The sequence below is a fragment of the Halobacteriovorax vibrionivorans genome, from assembly GCF_003346865.1.
In the GTDB taxonomy this organism is placed as follows: domain Bacteria; phylum Bdellovibrionota; class Bacteriovoracia; order Bacteriovoracales; family Bacteriovoracaceae; genus Halobacteriovorax_A; species Halobacteriovorax_A vibrionivorans.
Map to the genome: position 1 here is coordinate 54,253 of NZ_QDKL01000003.1, position 25,492 is coordinate 79,744.

Here is a 25,492-nt window from a genome sequence, read left to right on the forward strand (position 1 = left end):
AAATCATATTAAATCTAGAATACTTCTTTGCTCTTCAATTGAAAGTGGTTTTACTGAGTCGACTTTCTTTCTTTTTATTCCACTCTTAGCGATAACCTTATCGAGGTGATGAATACGATCGACCACGTTCTTAGTCATTTTAAATAACCAGTCAGGAATTTGATCCTTTATTGTTTCACTGTCGATCTCCATAAGAGTTGTCGGTGTTTTAGTCATAACGTAGGCTGCGCGGTGAGTTCCAGCAAAGAACGCCATTTCACCTATCATTTCTCCTGGACCTATTGTCGCAACAGGACTTACCTTGCTTCCATCTACAACAAAAACAAGTAATTCGCCTTCTTCAACTAGATAGATCGTATCTGACTGATCGCCTTGTTTAATGATGATTTTATTTGCTTCGTGAGTAAGTCTCATAAGGCCTCTCTATTGTAGTTGAGTAAGTTGTTTAAGTTTAATAACAAGTTCATTAACAAGTTTTGGGTAATAGATATCTTGTGGCGTCTTTTTAGTAACAAAAAGTGGATTACGCATATAATTTTCTTTTATGATTTGTTGAAAATCAACTAAATCAATATTTTGATTAATAGCTGTTCTTTCTAAAATTTTAGTGAAAACAGGATGAGAAGATTCCACTTCACACGCAAAGGCGAGCTTAAGTAGAGCTTGCTCGTAAGATTTCGTTATCTGACCTTGTTTTCGATAGAGCTCTTGCTTTAACTGATGATATTTTGTATTGGCCACGATCTTCTTATCAAGACTTTCCACCAGTAACTGACCTTCCTTTGTTTTACCTTGCTCTAGTAGGTTATCAAGTTTTTGGAGTGCTTTTTCTATTTTATCATTTGTCGTATCTTCACAAACTTTAAGATTACTTATTTCTATATTAATTGGCGGTAAAACCATTAGTACATTTACACCTTTTTTCCTTAGTTCTCGAAGGAAGCTCTCTAATCGATGTTGATAGAGTAGAACTTCTTTATCAAAAATTGAGCGAAAGGCTTCAGCGCTTAACTTAGAATAATCTAATGGCGTTACTTGTTTTTCTAGCTCTTTTATATTTTCGTTAAGATAGAATAACTTAGATAAATTGGGATATAATTTAATGAAACTTTGAATATAGAGATTTCGATATATCTTAAAGTTAATATTATTAATATTTAATTCTTTGTTTGATTTTGGATAGAGTTCTTCTTGCATCTCAGAAAAACCAGTGGCCAATATAATTATTTTAGGAACCTTAGTAAGCTTTGAGACCTTCTCAATTGTACGAAACAAACTTTCGTTCTTTGCTGATATATTATAAATAGCTAGAGGCCTGGCCAATTTCTGAGAGAGCTTTGTTGTGATTTCTCCAATATATGGGTTTAAGGTCTTGCCCAGATCATCACCAATTACAAGAACATCTGTATTTGATGCGATATCATCTGGCCCATAAACAGAATCACTTAACTTATAGGGGGCCGGGTCATCGCGAAGAGGCATCTCGTAATAATGGTAAGTTAGCCCTCCTAGAATTGCGATAATTAGAACACAGGCCAAATAAAATAAAATGTTGAATACTTTTTTCATAAAATCTATATAAGTTTTGTCTATGCCTTTATTATATACGTAATTTCTGGTACATAGAAGACCTTATGAAAGATGCAAAAAACACCAGATGGGTACCTGAGCTTTTAGCTCCAGCAGGAAGCCTTGAGAAATTAAAAGTCGCCATTAGTTATGGTGCAGATGCTGTCTACTTAGGCGGGCAGAAATATGGACTACGCCAAGCCGCGGATAATTTTACTATTGAAGAAATCCGAGAAGGTGTTGAATTTGCTCATGCGCATGGCTCATGTGTTTATGTCGTTCTAAATTCTTTCTTTCACGATAAAGACTTTGACGGGCTATTGGATTTTATTCAAGAGCTTGACGCTGTTAAAATTGATGCCGTTATCGTTTCTGACCCTGGTGTTATTAATTATATCGCAGAAAATACTAATCTAGAGATTCATTTATCAACACAGGCCAGTTGCTTAAATGTTGAAAGTGCTAAGCTTTGGAAGAAGCTTGGTGTTACGAGAATTGTTCTCGGACGTGAAGTCTCAATTGCTGATGCAAAGATGATCAAAGAAGAGGCCGGTGTTGAAATTGAAATGTTCGTACACGGATCAATGTGCATGGCCTACTCTGGAAATTGTGTTATCTCAAATTATACGCAAGGCCGTGATTCAAATCGTGGTGGTTGTGCCCATAGTTGTCGCTTTGAGTATAAGATTGATGATGGGAAGAAAGAACTTAATAGCTATTTTATGAGCTCAAAAGATTTGGAAGGGATTAGACTTCTTCAAGACTTTATTGATGCTGGAATCGACTCTCTGAAAGTCGAAGGTCGTATGAAATCACCAATGTATGCAGGTACCATTTCAATGGTCTACTCTCAGGCCCTTGCTTACTATAAAGAGCATGGAAACTTCTTAAGTGAAGACCTTTTAAAATGGGAAGAGGAGCTAACTAAAGTTACTCACCGAGCATATACTCAAGCATCTTTAGTTGAAGAAGCTGATGAGAGCTCTATTTATAATGATCGTGAACACGAAGAGAAGACATATCGAGCTATTGGAAAGGTTGCTCAAGTTGTAAAAGATGAGTTTATCGTTGTTGATGTAAAGAGTGCATTTGAGATAGGGGAGTCTTTAGAGATTCTTCCGTTTAATGATTCTCACGTCGAAGTAAATATTAGTCACATTAAAAATCTTGCAGGACAGGACTTCAGTCGCACTCGCCCTGGTGCCTTATTTAAGATTCCATACGTTGATGGGGTTGATATTAATAATCTCGTACGTGCAAGGGTTACTAATTAATGAAGGCCATTACTTATATTTCACATATTGATGAACTTGAATCACTGGATACTAGTAAATTCAGTGAGGTTATTCTTGCAACGCGATTATTCTCTCAGGTTGGAAAGCTAACAATAGATGAAATGCTTGAGATTATAGAAAAGTGTAAGGCCCAAAAAGTTAAGTATACTCTAGAGTGGGATATTCTTATGACGGAGAGCCGTTTTAAGATGTATCGTGAACAATTCAAAAAATATGCTGATTTAGGTTTTTCGAGTATTCGCTTAAGAGATCCTGGGGCCATTAATTTTATCTTAAATTCTTATGAGAACTTAAGTATTGACCTTTTACTTGATACTGGTGGGCATCACAATATTAAGGCCATCAAAGTTTGGAAGAATTTAGTTGGTGATCGTTTAAGAAAGATTATTCTTTCTATTGAGTTATCAAGCAATGTCGTAAAAGAATTTTGTCAGGAAATTAAGAGTTGGGGTGTGAAAACGGAACTTCTTGTTCTCGGGCGCATCCTACTATTTTATACACCACGAAATCTTGTTTCTCCTTTATACACTGATGAAGATTTAGAAGAATTTGAAAATAATGGTAAATATATAGAAGTCGCTGGCTCTAGTGAAGAATCTCCCCATAAAGGTTTTCCAATTATTGAAAATCAGCATGGGACTTTTATGTTTAACACGAAAGACCAGTACCTACTTGAATACTTAGATGAAATTGAAGAGTGTGGCGTTGATGATATTAGAATTGACGTAAGACACCTCGACAAGGAGTCTAAGTCCGTTGTCGATAAAACGATATCTCTTTGTGAGAACTTTAATAAGGAAGAAGCAAAAGAATTTAAGAATCAATATCCTAACAGTACAACTCGTGGCTTCTTTCATGTGAATAAATCAGATGTACTTTTTAAAAAGCTTAAGAATAAGAGAGTCCAACGTGAGGATCAAGGCTTCATTGGTGAAGTTGTGGATGTTGTTAAGAAATCTCATATTGCTATTCTTGTAAAAGGTATGAGAAATGAGGATATTGCTCTAAAAGTAGGTGATGAACTTAGACTTTCTACTCCAGATGGGAAAGAGAAGTTTACTAAAATTCATAAACTTACACAGACTAATGGCAAAGAAGTTCAGGACGTTAAAACAGGTGAGTTAATTCTTATACCCCATGTAAGTGGTATAAGCGTTAAGACAATGGCCTACTTAAAATAGAACCTTAATAAATTGCACCCAAATACCACCGTTATTAATTCTCTCACTTCTTGTGACTTGGTATTTCTTTTGATTGATTTTAAATGTTTCAGGCATAACAAAGAAGGCTGCCTTCGTATTAAGTGATTCTGCTTTTTTGAGAAACCGCTCTATAAAAAGATGGATATCTTTCTCTTTTGTTTTTATTCTTTTTCCATAAGGTAGATTGCAGGTAATTATCGAATTTTCAGGTAGAGATTCTGATTTGAAGAAGTCCATTTTCTCTATTGTTAGCCATTCATTTTCAATGAATTCGAGATTATTTTCTTTGATTGCCGCTAAGTTCTTACCATCAATGTCTCGGGCAAAGGCCTTTCTTGGAGTTACTTGTGGCCTCTCTATTTTCTGGGCCGCAAATTTTCGATAAAGAGGAAAGTTTCTAAAGTTAAACTCTCTTTGTTCATTTCTTTGATCTTGTCTGAAGAACTCGCTTATGATTGTTCCACTTCCAGCCATTGGATCGATGAGTACATCATAATTTACATCAGATGAATTTATATATCTAATAAGAGCTGCTCCAATTGACTCTCTCATTGGTGCCTTTGCCGATAGAGTTTTTATGCCTCGTTTGTCGAGTCTTTCTCCTGAGCAATCAATTGATAGGCTACAATTATCTTCTTCAAACCTTAAGTGAATTGTCGCTGGGACACTCCAGTTTAGTTCATCGTACTTCTTCTTATATGGTTGAGCAGTTTGATAGCTAGAAATTGCATCCTTAACTGTCTTTATTATCTTGCGATCATCAAAGAGACGTGAGTTATGAGAGCTAACTTTCACTTCAAATTCTTTCGTTGGTATATAATCGTTCCAATTAATCTTGGATAATTTCTTATATAGTTTTGGAAGGTCTCTTGCGATAAAGTAATCGATTCGAAGAAGTGCTTTTGTTGGAATTCTTAATTCGAGGATAAACTCTAGTAGAATAAAGAGATTCTTTGATTTTAAGCTTAATCCATCATTTGAAATCTCTTGAAAGGCCTCTATTCGACAAAGCTTCTCCTTAATCTCTAAAAGGGCACTCTTTTCAAGTCCAGGTATCACTACCAGGTAGATTTCATATATTTTATCCATATCAAATATATACATGAACTTGTGTTTATAACCAATCGGATTTATATAAAAGTCATGAAATATGGAACTCTATACTTAATTGCAACACCGATTGATGAAGTTAATCCCCTTGAGTCAGAGGCGAAGGCATTAATGCTTAAGGCCTGTGATGATGCTGATAATAGTCTTTTTTTAATTGAAGACCTAAAGCCATGTCGAAGACGATGGATTCGCTTTGGCTTAGATCGCTCTTTCATTGATGATTTTATCCTTTTTAATGAACATACCCAACGTGATATTGAGCAAGATATTATTACACAAATTCAAAATGGAAAGAACGCATACCTGATGAGTGATGGAGGACTTCCGGCCTTTTGTGATCCAGGTCAAAAGCTTGTGAAGAAGTGTCACGAACTCGGCATTCGCGTTACTTGTACCCCTCATAGTAATTCTATTTCTTTGGCCGTTGCTCTAAGTGGCATTGATTGTTCTAATTTTACGTTTGCTGGCTTTCCTCCACGTAAACCTGATGAGCGAAAGAATTATTTAACTAATCTGAAAAAGGTGAAAATGCCTAAAGTTTTGATGGATACTCCCTATCGTCTCACAAGATTAATCGAGGAGAGTTTAGAGGTCTTTGGGGATACAACGGCATTTATTGGGATGGAGCTTAACGGTGAAGAGGAAGAATTACTCTACGGTAAGCTATCGAAATTACTTAAGAAAGTGAACGGTTTAAAGAAAGAGTTCATTCTTATTATTAAATAAATGTTAAATCCGCGCACAAATCAGATAGTTTTTTCTTTTGATAAAAACCTTTCTTGTTGCTCTGGATAAAATCTGCTAAATTGCCAGAATTACTAGTATGAATAACACAAAATCGGCCACTCAAGACCGTAAGCTTGAGCACATTCAATTAACTGCAAAATCACAAACTCTAGCGGCAACAAGTGATAAGAGATTCTATTATGAGCCTCTTTTCAGCGGTAATGCTCAGGAGCTTGATCTAGGAATTGAATTTGCAGGATTTAGTTTAAAGCTTCCACTGTGGATTTCTTCCATGACTGGCGGAACTGGGATTGCAGGTAAGATCAATGAGAATCTGGCCCGTGCATGTGGAGAGTTCGGTATTGGGATGGGCCTTGGTTCTTGCCGTAAGTTACTCGATAGCGATGAATTCCTTGATGATTTTCACGTTAAGTCCTTGGCCAATAATTCACCTGTTTTTGCAAATCTAGGTATTGCTCAATTAGAAGAGTTAATTGATAAGAATGAACTTTCAAAAGTGGATCGTCTCGTCACTAAATTAAATGCAGATGGATTGATCATTCATATAAACCCTTCCCAAGAATGGTTTCAACCAGAAGGGGATATCATTAAAAGAGCTCCTCTTGAAACAATTGAAACTTGTGTTGAATATTTTAAGTTTCCAATAATTGTAAAAGAAGTTGGACAGGGAATGGGGCCACGTACTCTAAAGGCCCTAATGATGATGGACCTATGTGCGATCGAGTTTGCTTCATTTGGTGGGACAAACTTTTCAAAATTAGAATATCTTAGAAATTCTAACAACTTAACAGTTCATGAACCATTGTGTCATGTTGGCCATACTGCCCTTGAAATGGTACATATGACCAACGATTTAATTGACGAGTTAGGTAGTGCTGCTAAGTGTAAGAATTTTATAATCTCTGGTGGGATTAAGTCATATTTAGATGGCCATTATTTATGTAAGTTATCCAAAGGATGCGCTATTTTTGCCATGGCAAGTGAGTTTTTAAAAACTGCTATGGTGGATTATGAGAGTGTTCAGCAACAAGTTAGGGAAATTAAAAAAGGCCTTAACTTTGCTAATTCATTTCTTAGTGTGAGGAGAGAACATTGAAATTGATTCAAGGTTTTTCAAAACTATCAAAAGAACAAAAGGTCCAGTTTATTGCAAACCGCTTATCAAATGATGGCCAAGATCAGAATATCGATGCACAAAAAGTGAAAGAACAATTACTTTCATTTTGGCATTCTGATAAGAAGCTACAATCTACTTTTGATGAGTTCTCAGAAAATACAATTACAAATTTCTATCTACCATATGGCCTAGTTCCTAATTTCGTTCTTAATAACGAAGTTTATACAGTTCCAATGGTTATTGAAGAGAGTTCTGTTGTTGCAGCCTTATCTAAGGCCGCAAAGTTTTGGTCAACTCGCGGTGGTTTTAAGGCCGAAGTTATTGCAAGCGAAAAGATTGGCCAGGTCCACTTTATCTACGAAGGAGATAAAGAGAGCTTAAAGTCTTTTTTTGAAGATAAGAAAATCGATATCCTAAATTCACTTGCACCAATCACTGTAAATATGGATAAGCGTGGTGGTGGAGTACGATCTATTGAGTTAGTTGATCTAACAGATAAAGAAGAAAATTATTATCAAATAAAAATGTCGTTTGAAACATGCGATGCCATGGGTGCTAATTTCATTAATTCAGTTCTAGAAGCTGTAGGTAAGTACCTTGAAGACTCGCTTGGTGAAGATGTACAGGTCGTCATGTGTATACTTTCAAATTATACGCCTGATTGTCGTGTGAGAGCATGGGTTGAATGTCCAATTGAGGATCTTGCTGAAAAATCGATTGGTATGGATACTGCTACTTTCGCATCAAAGTTTGCACGAGCAGTAAGAATTGCTCATATTGATCCACACCGTGCCACAACTCACAATAAAGGAATCTTTAATGGGATTGATGGAGTTGTTATAGCAACTGGTAATGACTTCAGAGCAGTTGAAGCATGTGGACATACATATGCAGCTCGTGATGGACAATACCGATCACTAACAAATTGCAAAGTAGAAAACGGGAACTTCTATTTTGAAATTGATATTCCAATGGCCCTTGGAACGGTTGGAGGACTGACAAAACTCCATCCTCTAGCAAAGATGTCTCTTGATATCTTAGAGCGACCAAGTGCTAATAAGCTAATGATGATTGCTGCAACAGTTGGCCTTGCCCAAAATTTTGCGGCCCTTAAAAGTCTTGTTACAAGTGGAATTCAAAAAGGGCATATGAAAATGCACCTAATGAATATTCTGGGACAACTTGAAGCAACAACAACTGAAAAAGAGCAAATTGTTAATCATTTTGCTGATAAGGTTGTTTCATTTAGCGCAGTAAGAGAAGAGTTAAATAATTTAAGAAGTTAGGGGACTATGAACACAACACACACTAGTAATAATATCCTTAAGTATTTGGAAGGGGAGCAATTTCTTGAGCTTCCTAAAAACGGCCAATTATATTTTGGCCACGGAAAGCTTCTGCTTTCTGGGGAGTACTTTGTTTTAGATGGTGCTAAGGCACTGGGCCTACCTACTACAGTAGGGCAGTCTTTAAGAGTTCAATACTCTTCTTCATTTGATCCTAAGTTATATTGGAAGTCCTATGATCCAGCTGGAAAGCTTTGGTTTGAAGTAACTTTTGAATTTTGGCATTTCAATATTCTAAATGAAAACCCTACAAAAGAGATGATTGTCTTACAACAAATGTTAAGACAAGCAAGAAGACAGAATAAGCATTTCTTAAGAGATGGTGTTGATGTTCATGTTGTAACACAACTTGGTTTCCCACTCGAATGGGGATTAGGGTCTTCTTCTACTTTAATTCATAATATTGCTGATTGGGCCATGATTTCGCCATTTGAACTTGCCTTTAATACTTTAGGTGGTTCTGGGTATGATATTGCATGTGCACAAAGTGAAGAGCCAATTATTTATCAAAAAGGTGGAGAAGGACCAAATTGGTCTCCTATCGAATTTAATCCAAGTTTTAAAAATAACCTCTACTTCATTTATCTTGGACACAAGAAGAATTCTCGTGATGCTATTGAGTATTACAACGAGCTACGTCCACATTCGCCAGAGATTATTAATACAATCAGTGAACTATCTATGCAGATGGCCACTGCAAATACTCAAGAAGAATTTAATTTCTTAATTCGTGCTCATGAAGATATCGTGAGTTCTCATCTAAAGCTTAGCCCAATTAAGAAAGAGGCCTTTAGTGATTTTGATGGAGAAATTAAATCTCTAGGTGCATGGGGTGGGGACTTTATTCTTGCATCAAGTAATGGACCACGCAAGTATGTGAAAAACTACTTCGATCAAAAAGGTCTGAAAGTTTGTATTCCATATCGTGAATTAATTGTTGAAACTCAAACACCAAGTGAAATTAAAAATGTCCACTAATTTTACTCTGATTGATTTTGATATTGATAAATTAGATAATGGACTTGAATTTACAGTTAAGAGTCCATCAAATATTGCCTTGATAAAGTATTGGGGAAAGTATGGTGAGCAATTACCTTCAAACCCTTCTTTAAGTGTAACCTTAAATAATGCTTATACTCAAACGACATATAAAATTCAAAGATCCTCAGAATTTGAACTTGATTTTAAATTTGAATCAAAACCAAATGATAAATTTAAGCAAAGGGTAGAGAAGTTCTTTAAAAGGGCCGCTGTTGTTTTTCCTTTTATAGAAAATATCAAAGTTGAAATGGATTCTCACAACTCATTTCCTCACTCTTCTGGTATCGCTTCTTCGGCCGCATCAATGGCCAACTTTGCAAGTGCTCTTTGTGAAATAGAAAAAGTCGTTACAAATGAAGACCATGATGAAGAATATTATTTAATGAAGGCCTCATTCATGGCCCGTCTTGGTTCAGGAAGTGCGAGCCGATCAATATACCCAAAGATGGCAATCTGGGGAAAGTCAGTTCTTGGTAGCTCTCAAGACTACGCTATCGTTCACGATCAATTTGATGAAATCTTTGAAGGAATTTGTGATTCAATCGCAATTGTAAGTAGCAAGGAAAAGTCAGTAAGTTCAACTGCTGGTCATGCTCTTATGAATGAGCATCCTTTTGCTAAGACACGTTTTATGAATGCTAGTAATAACTTTAATAAGTTACTATTTGCTCTTAAAACAGGTGACTTTAATACTTTTGCAAAAATTGTTGAAAGTGAGGCCCTAGAGCTTCATGGGCTTATGATGAATTCTGATCCATCTTTTATTTTAATGGAGCCTAATACTTTAGAAATTATAAATCGTATTAGAGAGTTTCGAGTTCAAACAAATTGTGCAATCTGCTTCACTTTAGATGCTGGCCCTAATGTACATATTATGTATCTTAAAAAAGATGAGAAACAGGCCAAAGAGTTCATCGACCAAGAAGTTAAGTCTCTATGTGCCGACTCTCTTGTTATCCATGATCATATGGGTAATGGTGTGATCGTAGAAAGATAAGTAGGGATCAGTTATGGAAGGTGGAAATTCTTTTAACGCTAAAATCCTACTCTTTGGAGAATATAGTATCATTAGATCTTCAAAGGCCTTGGCAATGCCTTATTCTCTTTTTGATGGAAAACTAAACTTTCCTGATGAGCAAGGCGCTGGAATTGATTCTGAGCTAACTGCTTTTTCGCAATATCTTAAACAACAACATGACAAAGGCAATCTTAGCTTTGATTTTGATCATCAGTCTTTCTCATTTGATATTTCAAGTGGACTACGTTTTAAAAGTACAATTCCACAAGGCTATGGAGTTGGGAGCTCAGGTGCTCTTTGTGCTGCTGTATTTGATCGCTATGCTAAAATTCAGGACGATCAAAAGAATGATATTTCTTTTCTAAAAGAATGTTTTAAGGAAATGGAATCTCACTTTCATGGTTCATCTTCAGGGGTTGACCCACTCATTAGTTATTTAAATGTAGCACTGTTAATTGATAGTCAGAAACAACTTACAGAAGTATTTCTTGATAAGAAAACAGATGGGCCAGGAGTATTTCTACTAAATACAGGACGTGCTCGAAGAACAGAGCCTCTTGTTAATCTCTTTATGGAGAAATGCTCGTCAAAAGATTTTGCTTATCTATGTGATCGCGTATTAACGCCAATTTCAGATGAGTGTATTCAACACTATATTAATAATGATAAAGAGGCACTTTGGAAGAAGTTTAAGGAATTGTCAGCATTTCAATTTGAACATTTTAATCCAATGATTCCTGCTCTCTATCGTGACCTATGGACTAAAGGCCTAGAAACTGATCGTTTCTATTTAAAACTTTGTGGAGCTGGTGGCGGTGGCTTCTTATTAGGACTTGCCCCCAATTTAAATGATCTTCCACAAGAGCTTAAAGGCAATGAAGTTCGTCCTGTTTAAGACAATTTATTAAGATTTAATTGCAGCAGAAGCCTTACATGGCCTCTGCAACTGTAGGAGAGTCTCTTAATACTCTTGCAAACTCTCTAGGATTAGTGAATTTCTTGTCATTTGCATAATTTTTGAAGTCGCCAGTAGCTATTGTTGAATTAGCAAAAGTGATTTCTTCAAGAAGTACTTCTTCCATCTTTTTGATCAGTTCATTATTAAATGAACGCTTTGTTTGAATTCTTGCCATTGGAGATTGCTTCGCAATTCTTGAGACAATATCTTCAATTTCGTTTTCATCAAAAAGTGTTTTTCCGATTAGGCCTGCACTAATTAGGGCGTCTGCACCAACGTTTTGAGATGAAAGAAGAAATTGCATAATCTTTGCACTATTACCTTTTTCATTTGTTAATGTGTTCATACCACCCATCGGTGTGATGCCTTTGTTTAATTGATCAAATGCTACACTAAATGATGGGGCACAGTAGCGAATATCACCACCCATTGCTAGCTCAAGGCTAAATGGACAAGCAGACTTTTGAAATGACCACAATACTGTTTGTGGTAGAAGAACTTGGGCCCAGCTTAAGCGGGCAAGAAGTTGTAAAGTATTACCAAGAGTTTTTTCATCAAAAAACCTTAGTTCTTCTTTTTTAAATAATTCAATATCTTCACTTGCAAATTTAAAAACGACTGAGTTGATTTCTACTTTATTAGAAAGCCAGTCAAATAAGTCTTCGAGTTCTTTTAGGTATGTCGATGTATTAAAAAACTTTTGGTCATTAGCAATTGTTACAAAACATGTTCTTGTTTGTCTTGTTAGTGAAACATTTAGGGTGTTGTAATTGAGAATACTTTGATTTGAATTAGAGTTATTCATTTCGTCACCTTCCTTGGTCTTTTGCTAAATTTAAAAATACATCGCTAATCTTTTAGCTCTCAGATCGATCCGTGATCTGATAATAAAATTATTTCAAGACTGCAGTCGGTCTGTCAAATTCAATTCCAAATTAAGATGCTTTTTTTGTCATTAAACTTTCAACAAATATCTTTTCGGTTTTGCTATAAGCTACGGATTTATCACAAGAATTTAAGGTATTTAGAATATATTCTTGTAGTTGACTATTTTTGTCGCTGTCAACGATAGTGTCACTTTGTCTCTCTTTAATAGGTATTTGAAGTACTTGCTTGCTGTTGTCGGCCTTTTTGTTTAACTTTAATATGGCCTTTACTATTAGTGCATGAAGTTCTTGATTATTTATATCCCACTTGGCAGATTCTAATTTATTAATTGTCTCTTGAGATATTTTCTTATTTTCCATATCTCTTTTCTTGCATTCAAATTGAATATAGTATTGAGCAATCTCAACAATTTCGGCCCTTCTTAATCTTAGGGGAGGAATATTTAATTTCACCGTTGTAATATGATTATATAAGTCTGTAAGGATATAATCATTCTTTTCCAAGGCCTTTAGATCATTTGATGCAATGGTTATGATTCTAAGTTTTAATGAACTTATAAGATTATAAAAAATCGCCTGATTTTCTAAAGAGAGCTTTTCTATATTTTTTACTATTAAGTCGTTAATTCCATTATTTGATACTTGCTCAATAAATTCAAAGCTTTGATTCTCTGATTCTTCAAAATCAATTATCAAAGAGTTCTCACTACAAACATATTTTGCATATTCAAGTTTTCCAACCCCGGCTTCACCGTGAATATAGAGATTCTCCCTTGTGTTCTTTATCGTGTTTAAAGTGTTTATAATCGCAAGTCCTGTATGGCTACGATCTGAGAAAATATAATGATTAGGTAGTTTGTTTTTTACTGTTTCAAGACCTGAATTATTTTTTGAATTATAAAAGTATGAAATCAAACCAGAGACAATCTTGATATTTTCAAGCATTGTAATATTGAACTTATCACCTGAAAGTGTGTTTGAAAGGCAAAGAGCTCCAATACTTTCGCCATTATAATTCACTAGCGGTGCCAGTAGGATATTTTTAATATCAAAATCAACGCCAGTTGCACTTTGATCATTGAATGATTTATTAATGATAACTTTGTTGAAATATGCCTCATTCAATAGTCCATTGAATGTTTTTCCAAGTAGTGTGTGATCACTATTTGTATGATCAACCTCAAAGTCTTTTGTTTTAGAGTTAAATAAATAGATATGATAATTTTCACAATGAAAAATCGTTGGTAGCTCAGACAGAATTGTTGTTAGTTTTCCCTTAAAGGCCCTTTCAATTAAGCTTTGAAAAAGCGAGAAGAGTTCAACGCCATCATCTTTTGAGATCTTGATTTTATTTTGGCATATTTGAAATAATTTATCTTTTAACTTTGCAGTCTTGTAGTGTGATAAGAAATCTTTTAAAAAATATTTTAATACCGTTGTTTGTGAATCAGGTGAAATCGAAATCCCATATATTGTTTTTGTTACATCTTCACAATAGATAAATGATCGAATAATTCTACCTGTTAACTCAAAGTCCCAGTTATTAAATATTCTATTTGTTTGAATTTTAATTTTTACATTTTCACCTATTGAGTACTTTTGAGTGCTGATGAAGTTTAGGCCTGAAAGATTGATGGAGTCTATTTGTACGTTATTAGTCTTTACATTCTCTCTTTCAAAAGTAATTACTTCAGCATTGACTTTATCCCCTTCATGGATAGGGAAGCGATAAGACTTAAAAAACTTATAGTTTTGGATGTTGTAACGCAATTTTTCCTCAAATAGATAGTAATGTAATATCTTTCTTATCGGGCATATTAGTAGAGAGTTTATAGCTTTAATGAGTAAAGCTTATTAAATATTTATAAATTTCGATATTTCCTCATTCAGTCGTTAAAGTTGGCCACTTTGTAGGTCGATAATATTTGTACAAGAGGTCAGAAATTGAAGAAATTACGTAATTATCGAATAAAACTAAAAGAGTCAGATAAGGTAAAGTGTATCTTATATGAAATGGTAGGAGACTCTACCTCTAATGCATTTAGGGTAAAGCTAGATAATATTTCAACAACTGGAATTGGTATTCTAATAGGTGAATACGTTGATAGCACTGTCTTTAAGGTTGAAATTATTTATAAAAATATTAGATTATTACAAACTGTAAAGCTTAGACGTTACCGTCCTAACTTTAATAATCGTGGTGATAATTATTTAGGCCTTGAGTTTGTTGAATACGAAGTTGAAAATATCATGGACTTAATGACTAAATTAGTTGCATCCATGAGTCGTTTACGTCTTAGAGACCTTATGTATGATATGGTACTAAACGAGGCCGTTGCAGGAAATTTTGATTCCAGTACGATACCAGATAGTGAAGCAGATAAAGATCAGCAAGTTTCAACTTCCATGATCTTAGACCTATTTCAAATCTTTAAAAACTATAATAATAAAATTGAATTGATAAAACTCTTCGTTATTGAAGTTCAAAGAATAGTAAAGGCCAAAGACGCTCGTATTTTTATTGTTGGCCATGATGAACAGACTTTTAGTGAGTTTGATTTTGAAACAAGTGACGTGATGGAGCTTGAGTATCCAATTGTTGGAATCCTTGAGGAACTTTACAATAACCCACGTGGAATTAAATCTAAGTTTTCTCAAAGTTTATCAAGTGATGAGTTTTTTAATATGTATGAAGTTGTAAATAATACGACAATTTCTACTTATATGATGTGTCCTATTTTTGATCATAACGAAAATATCTTTGGAATTTTAAATTTTTCAAATAAAGAAAAAGGTGAGTTATTTACTGACAATGATTTAAAGCAGGCAATGTTTTTGGCCAGAGTTATGGGGCTTTTATATTTCTATGATAATGCAGAGGTAACCAATCAGCTGGATTATGAAAGTGAAAACCTTGATACAAATGTCGCTTTTCATACTTCTTTAGGCGTTAGTTTATTTGCTAAAAAAGCACAAGCATTTCTAGAGCAATATTCTGGGCATGATGTAAAAACACCTGTCTATGTGTACGGTGATGAAGGAAGTGGGAAATTTCACCTTTGTAAGAAGATTGCAAAAAGTTCAAGTAGTGAAAATCAGCATGTTGAGATTATCAATTGCTTTAGTAAAATGGATAAGAAGGCCGTTGATCTTAGGATTGCAAGAATTCGAGATAAGGTTGTAAATGGTAATGTTATCTTTAAAGGCCTTGATAAAGTTTCTATAGTAACAGCAAAATATATTATCAATGAAGTTGGTAATAATGAGAGTTTTCGTCTTCTTTTTACAGGTAGTGAATATATTGAAGAAATTGATATTCCTTCTTTCAAAACAATTTCATTAAATGAAAGAAAAGAGGATATTATCTTCTTTGCTAATTACTTTATCTCACAATATAGTCTTAAAAATCATACAACGAAAAAAAGATTATCTCATGAAGTTGCTCAAATGCTCATTGACTACGATTGGCCAGGAAATATCGCTGAGCTTAAGGCATGTATTGCAAGGCTTATGATTTTTAATAAAGGTAGTGGAAGCTTATCCATTAGAACTAGCGACATTACACCTTTGTTTGAAAATGAAGGACAACCTCAAATTTCAATAGATGCAAATGATCTCAATATAAAGGCATTTGATGAGCATGATCTAAGTAATCAAGAGTGTGCGGATCTCTATCTTTACTTCTATGTTGCTAAAAAACTTAAGGATGGTGCTGTTGGGCTTAAATCAGTAGCAAGTGAAATGCTGATTGATTATGATGATGTTGTAAATCGATTAGAAAATGGAAGTGTCGTTGTTAAGAGGTTATTTAATGAAACAGTTGACCGAGTTGAATTATATCTATCAAATAATGTGGCCTAGTTTAAACTAGGCCACTTTATATATTTATTCGTTTTCTTCTAGAAATCTTTCTGCGCGAATTGCAGCTTCACAACCTGAACCGGCCGCTGAAATTGCTTGGCGGTAGTAAGAGTCTTGAACATCTCCACAAGCATAAATACCTTCAACATCTGTATCAGGGTGCTTTCCTGCAGTAATAATAAAGCCATGATCATCAAGCTTTACTTTTCCTTTTAAGAAATCAGTATTTGGCTTGTGTCCAATCCCCATAAATAGGCCATCAGTTTCACGCTCTGTAACTTCACCGGTTTTAAGGTTTTCAACCTTAATCGCTTTTACGCCAGAATCATCAGCGATAATTTCTTTAACAGCGCTATCCCATACGAATTCAATTTTTTCGTTATCGAATGCTCTTTGCTGCATTGGCTTAGAAGCTCTAAGCTCATCTCTTCTATGGACAACATATACCTTCTTAGCAAATTTCGTTAAGAATGTAGCTTCTTCCATAGCAGTGTCTCCACCACCAACTACGTGAACAATTTGATCACGATAGAAGAATCCATCACAAGTTGCACATGCAGAAACACCTTTACCAATAAGTTCTTTCTCGTTTGGAAGACCTAGGTACTTTGCAGATGCTCCTGTTGCTACGATAACAGCATCAGCAGTGTATTCTTTGTCGCTATCAACAGTAAGCTTGAATGGTCGCTTAGTTGTATCAATATCTGTGACAAAACCGCTCAGGTATTCAGTTCCAAAGCGTTGTGTTTGTTTTTTCATATTTGCCATTAGATCTGGCCCCATGATTCCCTCTGGAAATCCTGGAAAGTTGTCGACATCAGTAGTTGTCGTTAGTTGACCACCTGGCTCATGTCCTTCGATGACAAGTGGGCCTAGGTTTGCGCGAGATGCGTAAAGGGCCGCAGTATAACCTGCTGGACCTGATCCTATGATAATGACTTTGTGGTGTGCCATTGCTTAAACTCCGTTTTAATCTGTATTATTCTATTCCAAGTTCTTTTTTGATCTCTTCAGGGCGATCATCTTCTTCTGGATGCATGTCGTAATATGCATTTACGCTAACTAAATCATCTGGATTATCTGCTTTTTTAGTCGTTTTATAGATTTCGCCAGTCATTTGACATTCATATTTGAAAATTTGAAGCTTTTTCTTTCTTCTGGCCATGTTTTCCTCCGAAATGCATGATGCATTGTGGCATTTTTTGTAAAAATATACATACTCTACCATATTGTTTCAAATACTTCCATTCGTTATAATTAAATATATGCAGAAATCTAAACAATTTTTTATCATTACCGTGCTTGCTTTTTTTCAGCTCAATTCACTCGCCATGATGGGGGCCAAAGTTATTGCACTTAGTAAGAGTGGCCGAAGCGTTAAGCTTGATGTGGGAAAAGTAGCGGGCCTAAAGACTGGTGATGTTGCTGATGTTTCTATAAAGCTTGGAACGCTTGAGAAACCAAAGTTCATCTATCTTGGTAGTATTGAATTGCTTAAGCTTTCTGATCGCTCATCAAGTTGGTATTTCAAAACTATTTCTGGTGATAAATTAAATCGATCTAATTTCAAAAAAGATGATTTTATTCGCCTACAAATTCGCTCTAGAAGTGAAGCTGGACGAAGTAAAAAGAAGCCTGTTTATAATGTTAAAGCATTTGAGTCTAAAAATGTTAAACGAAATAATCGTTATGCAATAGATGGCGTTGTTCCTGCAAATCTTGTCCAAGAAAAAGAAGTTCCAAATGAGGAGAACTACGACTCTGACTATACTGATAATACAACCTATAAAGTTACAGAAAAATCGATATTAAAAGACGGTAATGAAGTTATCGTAGAAGATGGCCGCTTAAAGTATAAGTATATTAACTCAAAGTTAAGTCCTGTTGATGTTTCACGTTTATCAGATGAAGACTTAGATACTACATTGGGATCACAGCACCAGAATCAATTATCAAAGATCTCATCTAAGCAAGATGGATACGAAGAAATGTATTATAACGGAAGGGGAAGTCTTACTGGCCCAACATCATCGCTTTCGATTCAAAATACAATGGATGAAACTCTAGCTAGAGAGCGAGCTAAAAATAGTGTTACTCCTTCAGCTAAAGCAGCTCTTAATAAAGAAGGGCCTTTGTGGTCTGCGGATATGGACTCAGAACAATTAAGTAATTATCTCAAGGCTTCAGGTATTGCTCGTGAAAAATTTAGAAGAGAGAACGTTTTAGCGATTGAAAGCGGTAATGAGGTACAATTTAGTTTTATTTCAAACTTACTTGCTAACTACTCTGATTCTGATAGTAATCATCAAAATCTTGGTTACGGGCTAGCAATAGGTTATGAATTTCATTTAATTCGCGCCCACAAAGCACTAGGTAAGTGGAGTGTTGACTTTGGCCTTGATGCTACAAATTTAAATGTCGATATTGGTGGTGTAAACGCCAGAATGACATTTACAAATATTGGCGCTCATATCAATTATTACTTCTATAATACCCCATATATCAGAAATAAGCTTCAAGCCTATGTTGGCCTTGGTATTAAACGAGGCGTAGGTGAGGCAACTTCTGGCTTTTTAAATGGGTATAGTTATGATTATGAATCGGTGGCCTTACCTTCTATTACATTAGGGGTAAAGACACGACTATCTTCTTTTAGAGACTATGAACAAGGAAATATGTTCGGATGGGGAATTGGAGCTAAGTTAAATTATGAGCTTTTAAGTTTAAACCCGATTAGTGAGTTAGATAGTAGTGATGATAGTAATTACACATTAAATCAAACAGTAAATAATATAAAATTAATAGCAAGTTTAAGTATGTTTTTTTAAGGGATAAGTATGACAGGACGTTTTAGTAAATTAATTATTTCTCTGATATGCCTTCTTGGCCTATTCAGCGCAAGTGCATTAGATATTGATGAGAAATTAACTTTTAGAATTCTTCAAACTTCAGATACTAAGAAAACAATTCTAGTGAATCGAGGCCTAGAAGATGGCCTTGTTGTAGGTGATCATGCAAAACTCTTCATTACTACTGGTGTCTTTGCTAGAGGTGTCGTTATTCGTGCAACACCATCACGCTCAGTATGGAGTATTTATCGAATTGTGAAACCAAATGAGATTCACGTTGATAAGGTCGCTAATCTAAAAATCTCTTCTCCTGTTAAGTTAACTGAAGACCGTACAAAATCTCTTCAGGCCGCAACTTCTGGAAGACAAATGGGAGAGCCTGTTGATGTTCAAAGACAGAGAAATTCATCTCGAACTCAAGTTGTACAAGATACACCAAGAGCATCTTATGATGAACAAAGTGAACTCGATGCAATTAAGACAACTGGTTTTGCAAGTGATCAAAGTATCGAGCGTCGCACTCCTAGTAAGATTTTATCTGATAAGAATATGGCCTTCAATATCTCGGCCGGCCTAAATATGTTGTCTGGAACATATGATAATGTTGGTGATGCTACTGATGCTGAAATTAGTGCAATCGGACTTAATGGAGAGTTTGAGTATTTCTTTGCTAAGTCTGACTCATTCCTTCAAAAGTTCTCACTTAAGGCAACTTTAGGTTACTATTCTGGTGAGACTGGAATTGCAGGCTCAACTGCAACTTCTATAGACTTTGGTGGTGCAGTCGATTTCCATTTTACAAATCCACTTGCAACAAATCGTATAACACCTTATTTAGAGGCCGGATTTGGACTATCTTTAGCAACTCTTGATGCGATTCCACAATCGTCAGGATCTTCTGTAACTGAAAGCTTATCTGGTTCTGGTACGTATATGTTTGCAGGAGCAGGTGCTAAATACACAATGGATTCTGGTTTTGGATTCTATGCAAAAGGTGATTACTTTTCAACGTCTTCTACATTTAGTATTGAAACTGGTGGATCAACTGTGGACAACACTATCGACTTCAGTGGTTTTAGAGCAATTGCTGGAGCATATTTAAGATTCTAAAATATATACAGGCGCTATCTTCTTAGTAGCGATAGCGCCTTTTAAGGTCTTCTTCACACCTAACAAATTCATACTTTTTCATCTCTTCAATTTGTTCTTGTGTTGCTTTATCCTTAAAGGGATTGTAGCGCATTTTAAATCGAAATGGCGCTACAGTCTTGCTATGGTCATAGGCCTTTTTGTGATTATGAACTATGATTCTGGTTACATCTTGTGCCATTGTTCTAAATGTTGTGTATTTCCCACCAACTAGAACATGGCAATTATGTAATGGTTGATAATGCTTGTGTACTCTTGCCGTTTTTCCTAGAGCTGCTGTTGAGTCATCTTTTACAAGAGGTCTTATTCCTGCAAATGAAGAAAGTATGTCTTCTTTTTCAACGTTTGCCTTTGGAAAGTATTGATTTAGGTTTGCTAAGAGATAAGTTATCTCTTCATCACTTGGAGATAAGTCAAAGTAATCTTCTTCTACTTTTGATTCAGTTGTTCCCACAAGAATACGATCCCCTTGTGGTATAACAAATATAACTCGTCCGTCATTAGGTGTTAGTAAGATGGCCGTTTCAATTTTTAATCGATCCTTATCAAGCCATATATGACTTCCCCTTGATGGAAGAAGCTTTGGTTCCCAGTGAATATCCTTGTTCATAGACATAATCTGGTCAGTAAATGGCCCTGTTGCAAAAACGATATCCTTACAATGGATTTTCTTCGATTCACCGGTGATTTCATCTTTTAAAGTAACAGCAACTTTTTTACTTTCTAAAAACTCATACTTCTCAAGTGATGTATGGTTTAGAGCATGACATCTCGGATTTAGTGCGCCATCTCGTAGGACTTCAATTGTAAGTCTAGCATCGTCAACGACAGCGTCGTGATAAACACCACTTCCTCTGAGGTCTTGTTCTTTTAGGTCTTTATTTATTGCAACTGATTCTTCTTTTGATTTCATCTCATAAGGAGAGTTTTCAAAACTAGACAATAAATCATAAAGAAAAAGTCCAATTCTAATCATCCACTTAGGTCTGATGGAGTCAGAGTAAATAGGAAGATAGAACTTTTCTTCAAAGCAAAGATGTGGAGCTATTTTTAACCAAAGGTTTTTTTCATGTAAAGCTTCCCAAACAAGAGGGAAGTCAAAGTTCTCAAGATAGCGAATACCACCATGTAGCATCTTAGAGCTCTTAGAGCTTGTTTGTGATGAAAAGTCTTTCTTGTCGATAATGAGACAATCGATATCATGAAGACTAAGGTCTCTAAAGACTCCTGCGCCTACAATCCCTCCACCTATGATTATTGTGCTATATGTATCTTTTGTTTCACCTAAGTTTTTAATCATTATATCTACGTCTTTTATTTTTTATTCACTAGCTTCTAGGTAGACGAAGTCTCCATGGGCCATGATGATATTATAATTTTTTCCGTTAATTTCTTTTTGTCCTATATTAAAATGAATAGAAATAACGGCGTTTGCACCTTTTTTATATGCTTCTTTTCTTATGTTTTCACCAAAGTATTCAACAAGGTTGATGGAAGAGAAATCGTCAAATTCACTACGGTCAATTTGTTCGTTAATTTGCATTGGTCCCAAGCTATGTATGATTTTATAACCAGGGATATATGGTGATGTACTTAAGGCCACATCTTCTTCATTAAATTCTTTTTTTACGAAATGTTTTGATTTATTTTGTAAAATTGAGCGTGGGCCCGTTAGTCCTCTTTGATCAGTGTGATCATAACTGTCGCTCTTGTGAATTTCATGAGCTAGAGCAACTTTTATATTACGACAATATCGTCTAAGCTTCCCTGCAAGAGTGATGGCACTAAATTCGCCTATTTGAGCGATTAATAGCTGTCCACTCTCAAGTGACTTTCGATAAAGCTCTTCATTTCCTTCCAGGAGGCCAAATTCATTTAGAGTCGCAAGAATACTATCTTCAAATTCCTCTGTATTAATACCTTGTAGAAGAATTGAAAAAGGAGGGTTGCCTCCGATTGCGGCCTTTCCATAAGTTGAATTTGTTGCAAAATCTCTTACATCGCTTAAGTCTTCTTGAATCTTAGTACTCAAGTCTGGAAGGGGAGTTGTCTCTTCGTAATTAACTTCTTCCATTGAAATCTCTTGGTCTGGAGTGTCTTCAATATCTTGGTTATCGTCATTAGAGAGTTCTATTTCTGCTATATCATCGGTGTCGTCTTCTTCAGTAGGAATGTCTTGATCAGTAATTTCATCTGATGGGTCATCTTCATTACTAAAGGATACTTCGTGGTCGTCTTCGAAATTTTCGAAATTTTCGGAATCTTTAGAATCTTCAAAGTCGTCTTGATAGCTTTCTTCTTGTGAGTTCTGATCTTGTAAGTCATCTTCTGGCCAAGCATTGTTTTGGTCTTCTTCGTATCCATCTTGGTGTTCATTTTGGTCGTCGTCTTGAAGTCCCTCTTGAAATCCCTCTGGGTCTTCTTCATTATCATACGACTCAAAACTATCATCGAAGTTATTATCAAATCCTTCGTTTGAATTATCGTCTGCTTGGTCTTCAAAGCTTGCTTCAAAATTATCATCAAAACTTTCTTCAAAGTTATTTTCTTCAATCGCCTCGTCAGGATTTTCAGGAGTGCTATAGTCAAATGATGATAACTCAACTTCTGCTTCATCGCTCTTTTGATCTGAGTCGTCTTCAGCTTCAATATCGGCCAGGACCTTATCGAGATCGTCATCACCTTGGTGAAGGAACTCTGATAGATCTTCGATTCGAGTTAGGTCGTTTTTGTTATCACCATCTGACATTGTTTTTTACGCCTTAATTAATGCTCTATGAGCCGTGACAGTGCTTATACTTCTTACCAGAACCACATGGGCAAGGATCGTTTCGACCTACTTTAACTTGTCCACGTGAGCGTGGAGCTTGCTGTTTCGGTTCTTCGCGACCTTCTTCCTCTGCTATTCTCTTGGCCTTTAGAGCATCAAGTTGTCTTTGTAATTCTTCTTCTTGCTCGCGTCTTAGTACTTCAATCTCTTCTTGAGTATAAAGCTTAACAGTGAACATATTTCTAACAACACTCTTTTTTACTTCGATACGCATTTGTTCAAAAAGACCAAAAGCTTCACGCTTGTACTCATTTAAAGGATCTTTTTGAGCGTATGCCTTAAGATTGATACCTTCTTTTAGATGGTCCATATTTCTTAAGTGATCTTTCCAGTGTTGATCAAAAGTTGAAAGAAGAATCTCTCTAAGAGCAAGTGTCACTTGTTGTTCATCATATCCCGCAAGTTTACTTTTTAAGATTTCTTTTGCCGTCTCCTCAAAGTACTTACTTACGTCCCCTGAGAACTTATTTGAACATTCAACAGCTGATACTTCGTAGTCAGTATTAAATGTCGTGCTAAAACCACTTTTCATATCTTCCCAAGGAAGATCTTCTAGAGGAACTTTCTTTTGTGGGCGATAAGTATTAAATAGGTCATCTGCCACATCTTCTGTCATTTCATCTACAAAGCCGCGATTGTCATTGTCTGAGAGAATGTCACGACGAATACGATATATAACTCGACGTTGCTCATTCATAACATTATCAAAATCAAGAAGGTGCTTTCTTATTTCAAAGTTATGTGTTTCTACTTTCTTTTGGGCCTTGGCAATAGCATTTGTGATCATGCTGTGCTCGATTGGCTCATCTTCTTCCATTCCAAGAGTGTTCATCACTTTTGCAATACGATCACTACCAAAGATTCTCATTAGATCATCTTCTAGTGATAAGAAGAATTTAGAATGTCCAGGGTCTCCTTGACGACCAGAACGACCACGAAGCTGATTATCAATTCGGCGAGACTCGTGTCTTTCAGTACAAAGAATATAGAGACCACCAAGTGATTTTACTTCATCATTAATTTTGATGTCAGTACCACGACCGGCCATATTTGTTGCAATTGTAACAGTACCTTTAACACCTGCATTTTCAATAATACCGGCTTCTTTTCCGTGCTGTTTTGCATTTAGAACATTATGCTTAATTCCTGCCTTTTCTAGTTCGGCAGATAATAAGTTAGATGATTCAACTGTAATCGTACCAACAAGTACTGGTTGACCTTTTTCATTTAACTCTTTGATTAAGTTAATGATGGCCTTATGCTTTGCTTTCTTATTCTTATAGATAACATCAGCTTCATCAATACGTGCAATTGGAAGATTTGTTGGGATAACAATTACATCTAAGTTGTAGATCTTTTTAAATTCTTCTGCTTCTGTGTCTGCAGTACCAGTCATACCTGCAAGGTTTGCATACATTTTGAAGTAGTTTTGAAATGTAATCGATGCAAGAGTTTGGTTTTCTTGCTTAATTTCTACACCTTCTTTTGCTTCAATTGCCTGGTGTAGACCGTCTGACCAACGAGAACCTGTTTTAAGACGACCTGTGAATTCATCGACGATAATAATCTCACCGTCTTTGATGATATAGTTTGCATCTTTCTTAAATAGGTGATGAGCACGAAGAGCTTGATTTAGGTGGTGGAGAAGTGAAGAGTGTTCAACATCAAATAGGTTATCAACCTTAAGCATTTCTTGAACTTTTAAAATCCCTTCTTCCGTAAAGATCGCACTCATTGCTTTTTCATCAATAGTGAAATGCTTCTCAATCGTAAGCTTTGGAATAATTTGGTTTGCTACACCATATAGATCTGAACTTCCTTCCGATGGCCCAGAGATAAGTAGTGGAGTTCTTGCTTCATCAATAAGGATTGAGTCAACCTCATCCACAATACAGTAGTGAAAGTCTCTTTGAACATATTCTTCAAGAGAGAACTTCATATTATCTCTTAGATAATCAAAGGCAAATTCATTATTTGTTCCGTATGTAATGTCAGCGCCATATGCTTTTTGGCGATCTTCGTCTTCCATATCAGCAATAATGCAACCAACACTTAAACCAAGCCAATTATAAAGTTCACCCATCTCCTTAGCATCACGTTGAGCTAGGTAGTCGTTAACAGTAACGAGGTGAGCACCTTTTCCTTCAAGTGCCTTTAAGTATAGTGGAAGGGCCGCTGTTAGTGTCTTACCTTCACCGGTCTTCATTTCTGCAATGATTCCCTTGTAAAGAACAATACCACCGATGATTTGTACATCATAAGGTCTCATGCCGAGAACTCTTTTTGATGCCTCTCTTACCGTTGCAAAAACTTCTGGGAGAATGTCATCAAGCTTTGCACCATCTTCAATTAATTTCTTAAACTTTGGTGTTTGGGCCTTGAGCTCATCATCGCTCATCTTTTCCATCTGAGCTTCAAGAGAGTTGATTTCATTAACAATTGGCATAAGCTTTTTGATATCGCGATCGTGCTTAGTACCAAATAGTGATTTAAGCGGATTAAACATTTAAATT

General features: G+C 35.7%; 21 protein-coding genes. 11 read left to right on the plus strand and 10 right to left on the minus strand.

Annotated features, from left to right (window positions below; all coding sequences use genetic code 11):
• Positions 1 to 3: 3 nt before the first annotated feature.
• Together DAY19_RS11105 and DAY19_RS11110 are read right to left on the minus strand one after the other, a co-directional pair.
• Positions 4 to 414 carry a cyclic nucleotide-binding domain-containing protein gene (locus DAY19_RS11105; protein WP_115362413.1) on the minus strand — a complete coding sequence of 137 codons (411 nt, stop codon included), beginning with the start codon at positions 412 to 414 and terminating at the stop codon, positions 4 to 6.
• Between the two features lie 9 nt (positions 415 to 423).
• Positions 424 to 1,569 carry a hypothetical protein gene (locus DAY19_RS11110; protein ID WP_133296949.1) on the minus strand — a complete coding sequence of 382 codons (1,146 nt, stop codon included), beginning with the start codon at positions 1,567 to 1,569 and terminating at the stop codon, positions 424 to 426.
• A gap of 65 nt (positions 1,570 to 1,634) precedes the next feature.
• On the opposite strand from DAY19_RS11110, the gene DAY19_RS11115 reads away from it, so the two are divergent.
• Complete coding sequence (locus DAY19_RS11115; RefSeq protein WP_115362418.1) at positions 1,635 to 2,843, plus strand: U32 family peptidase C-terminal domain-containing protein; 1,209 nt, start codon at positions 1,635 to 1,637, stop codon at positions 2,841 to 2,843.
• Positions 2,843 to 4,045, plus strand: coding sequence for a peptidase U32 family protein (locus DAY19_RS11120; protein WP_115362420.1), 1,203 nt, complete (start codon positions 2,843 to 2,845; stop codon positions 4,043 to 4,045). Before DAY19_RS11115 ends, DAY19_RS11120 begins: the two co-directional genes overlap by 1 nt.
• On the opposite strand, the gene DAY19_RS11125 is transcribed toward DAY19_RS11120, so the two are convergent.
• Positions 4,037 to 5,155 carry a THUMP domain-containing protein gene (locus DAY19_RS11125; protein ID WP_158536885.1) on the minus strand — a complete coding sequence of 373 codons (1,119 nt, stop codon included), beginning with the start codon at positions 5,153 to 5,155 and terminating at the stop codon, positions 4,037 to 4,039. The genes DAY19_RS11120 and DAY19_RS11125 overlap by 9 nt on opposite strands.
• A 54-nt stretch (positions 5,156 to 5,209) precedes the next feature.
• On the opposite strand from DAY19_RS11125, the gene DAY19_RS11130 reads away from it, so the two are divergent.
• From DAY19_RS11130 to DAY19_RS11155, 6 genes are all read left to right on the plus strand, one after another.
• Positions 5,210 to 5,902, plus strand: a complete 693-nt coding sequence (locus DAY19_RS11130) for an SAM-dependent methyltransferase (protein WP_115362424.1) — start codon at positions 5,210 to 5,212, stop codon at positions 5,900 to 5,902.
• Positions 5,903 to 5,999: 97 nt separating this feature from the next.
• Complete coding sequence (locus tag DAY19_RS11135) at positions 6,000 to 7,019, plus strand: beta/alpha barrel domain-containing protein (protein ID WP_115362426.1); 1,020 nt, start codon at positions 6,000 to 6,002, stop codon at positions 7,017 to 7,019.
• On the plus strand, positions 7,016 to 8,326 hold the full coding sequence (locus DAY19_RS11140) for a hydroxymethylglutaryl-CoA reductase, degradative (protein ID WP_115362428.1): 1,311 nt from the start codon (positions 7,016 to 7,018) through the stop codon (positions 8,324 to 8,326). Before DAY19_RS11135 ends, DAY19_RS11140 begins: the two co-directional genes overlap by 4 nt.
• A 6-nt stretch (positions 8,327 to 8,332) precedes the next feature.
• The gene (locus DAY19_RS11145) at positions 8,333 to 9,364 is read left to right on the plus strand and encodes a GYDIA family GHMP kinase (RefSeq protein ID WP_115362430.1); all 1,032 of its coding nucleotides are present in this window, start codon (positions 8,333 to 8,335) and stop codon (positions 9,362 to 9,364) included.
• Positions 9,354 to 10,424: a diphosphomevalonate decarboxylase gene (mvaD, locus tag DAY19_RS11150; protein WP_115362432.1), complete on the plus strand. Its 1,071-nt coding sequence runs from the start codon at positions 9,354 to 9,356 to the stop codon at positions 10,422 to 10,424. Before DAY19_RS11145 ends, mvaD begins: the two co-directional genes overlap by 11 nt.
• Before the next feature lie 13 nt (positions 10,425 to 10,437).
• Positions 10,438 to 11,340: a mevalonate kinase family protein gene (locus tag DAY19_RS11155; protein WP_115362434.1), complete on the plus strand. Its 903-nt coding sequence runs from the start codon at positions 10,438 to 10,440 to the stop codon at positions 11,338 to 11,340.
• Positions 11,341 to 11,374: 34 nt separating this feature from the next.
• Here the strand turns inward: DAY19_RS11155 and DAY19_RS11160 are convergent, their stop codons facing one another.
• A complete protein-coding gene (locus DAY19_RS11160) occupies positions 11,375 to 12,208 on the minus strand; it encodes an enoyl-CoA hydratase-related protein (RefSeq protein WP_115362436.1) in 834 nt (277 codons plus the stop codon).
• A 130-nt stretch (positions 12,209 to 12,338) separates the two neighbouring features.
• Positions 12,339 to 14,060: a hypothetical protein gene (locus DAY19_RS11165; RefSeq protein ID WP_115362438.1), complete on the minus strand. Its 1,722-nt coding sequence runs from the start codon at positions 14,058 to 14,060 to the stop codon at positions 12,339 to 12,341.
• Between the two features lie 174 nt (positions 14,061 to 14,234).
• On the opposite strand from DAY19_RS11165, the gene DAY19_RS11170 reads away from it, so the two are divergent.
• Complete coding sequence (locus tag DAY19_RS11170; protein WP_115362440.1) at positions 14,235 to 16,151, plus strand: AAA-type ATPase lid domain-containing protein; 1,917 nt, start codon at positions 14,235 to 14,237, stop codon at positions 16,149 to 16,151.
• A gap of 24 nt (positions 16,152 to 16,175) precedes the next feature.
• Here the strand turns inward: DAY19_RS11170 and trxB are convergent, their stop codons facing one another.
• A complete protein-coding gene (gene trxB, locus DAY19_RS11175) occupies positions 16,176 to 17,105 on the minus strand; it encodes a thioredoxin-disulfide reductase (protein ID WP_115362442.1) in 930 nt (309 codons plus the stop codon).
• Between the two features lie 25 nt (positions 17,106 to 17,130).
• Positions 17,131 to 17,316, minus strand: a complete 186-nt coding sequence (locus DAY19_RS11180) for a hypothetical protein (RefSeq protein ID WP_115362444.1) — start codon at positions 17,314 to 17,316, stop codon at positions 17,131 to 17,133.
• Positions 17,317 to 17,416: 100 nt separating this feature from the next.
• Here DAY19_RS11180 and DAY19_RS11185 point away from each other — a divergent pair, with 100 nt between their 5' ends.
• Both DAY19_RS11185 and DAY19_RS11190 read left to right on the plus strand, forming a co-directional pair.
• Positions 17,417 to 18,979, plus strand: coding sequence for a hypothetical protein (locus DAY19_RS11185; RefSeq protein ID WP_133296950.1), 1,563 nt, complete (start codon positions 17,417 to 17,419; stop codon positions 18,977 to 18,979).
• 9 nt (positions 18,980 to 18,988) lie between these two features.
• The gene (locus DAY19_RS11190) at positions 18,989 to 20,110 is read left to right on the plus strand and encodes a hypothetical protein (protein WP_115362449.1); all 1,122 of its coding nucleotides are present in this window, start codon (positions 18,989 to 18,991) and stop codon (positions 20,108 to 20,110) included.
• 22 nt (positions 20,111 to 20,132) lie between these two features.
• Here the strand turns inward: DAY19_RS11190 and DAY19_RS11195 are convergent, their stop codons facing one another.
• The 3 genes from DAY19_RS11195 to secA are packed head-to-tail and all read right to left on the minus strand — an operon-like array spanning position 20,133 to position 25,485.
• Entirely contained in the window at positions 20,133 to 21,449 is a 1,317-nt protein-coding gene (locus DAY19_RS11195) for a glycerol-3-phosphate dehydrogenase/oxidase (RefSeq protein ID WP_115362451.1), read from the minus strand.
• Positions 21,450 to 21,470: 21 nt separating this feature from the next.
• The gene (locus tag DAY19_RS11200; RefSeq protein WP_115362453.1) at positions 21,471 to 22,898 is read right to left on the minus strand and encodes a hypothetical protein; all 1,428 of its coding nucleotides are present in this window, start codon (positions 22,896 to 22,898) and stop codon (positions 21,471 to 21,473) included.
• Between the two features lie 25 nt (positions 22,899 to 22,923).
• The gene (secA, locus tag DAY19_RS11205) at positions 22,924 to 25,485 is read right to left on the minus strand and encodes a preprotein translocase subunit SecA (protein ID WP_115362455.1); all 2,562 of its coding nucleotides are present in this window, start codon (positions 25,483 to 25,485) and stop codon (positions 22,924 to 22,926) included.
• Positions 25,486 to 25,492 lie beyond the last annotated feature (7 nt).

Bases quoted from the DNA above. Each gene is read 5' to 3' on its own strand.
- DAY19_RS11105 (WP_115362413.1), bottom strand. From the start codon at position 414: ATGAGACTTACTCACGAAGCAAATAAAATCATCATTAAACAAGGCGAT.
- DAY19_RS11110 (WP_133296949.1), bottom strand. From the start codon at position 1,569: ATGAAAAAAGTATTCAACATTTTATTTTATTTGGCCTGTGTTCTAATT.
- DAY19_RS11115 (WP_115362418.1), top strand. From the start codon at position 1,635: ATGAAAGATGCAAAAAACACCAGATGGGTACCTGAGCTTTTAGCTCCA.
- DAY19_RS11120 (WP_115362420.1), top strand. From the start codon at position 2,843: ATGAAGGCCATTACTTATATTTCACATATTGATGAACTTGAATCACTG.
- DAY19_RS11125 (WP_158536885.1), bottom strand. From the start codon at position 5,155: ATGGATAAAATATATGAAATCTACCTGGTAGTGATACCTGGACTTGAA.
- DAY19_RS11130 (WP_115362424.1), top strand. From the start codon at position 5,210: ATGAAATATGGAACTCTATACTTAATTGCAACACCGATTGATGAAGTT.
- DAY19_RS11135 (WP_115362426.1), top strand. From the start codon at position 6,000: ATGAATAACACAAAATCGGCCACTCAAGACCGTAAGCTTGAGCACATT.
- DAY19_RS11145 (WP_115362430.1), top strand. From the start codon at position 8,333: ATGAACACAACACACACTAGTAATAATATCCTTAAGTATTTGGAAGGG.
- mvaD (WP_115362432.1), top strand. From the start codon at position 9,354: ATGTCCACTAATTTTACTCTGATTGATTTTGATATTGATAAATTAGAT.
- DAY19_RS11155 (WP_115362434.1), top strand. From the start codon at position 10,438: ATGGAAGGTGGAAATTCTTTTAACGCTAAAATCCTACTCTTTGGAGAA.
- DAY19_RS11160 (WP_115362436.1), bottom strand. From the start codon at position 12,208: ATGAATAACTCTAATTCAAATCAAAGTATTCTCAATTACAACACCCTA.
- trxB (WP_115362442.1), bottom strand. From the start codon at position 17,105: ATGGCACACCACAAAGTCATTATCATAGGATCAGGTCCAGCAGGTTAT.
- DAY19_RS11180 (WP_115362444.1), bottom strand. From the start codon at position 17,316: ATGGCCAGAAGAAAGAAAAAGCTTCAAATTTTCAAATATGAATGTCAA.
- DAY19_RS11185 (WP_133296950.1), top strand. From the start codon at position 17,417: ATGCAGAAATCTAAACAATTTTTTATCATTACCGTGCTTGCTTTTTTT.
- DAY19_RS11190 (WP_115362449.1), top strand. From the start codon at position 18,989: ATGACAGGACGTTTTAGTAAATTAATTATTTCTCTGATATGCCTTCTT.
- DAY19_RS11195 (WP_115362451.1), bottom strand. From the start codon at position 21,449: ATGATTAAAAACTTAGGTGAAACAAAAGATACATATAGCACAATAATC.
- DAY19_RS11200 (WP_115362453.1), bottom strand. From the start codon at position 22,898: ATGTCAGATGGTGATAACAAAAACGACCTAACTCGAATCGAAGATCTA.
- secA (WP_115362455.1), bottom strand. From the start codon at position 25,485: ATGTTTAATCCGCTTAAATCACTATTTGGTACTAAGCACGATCGCGAT.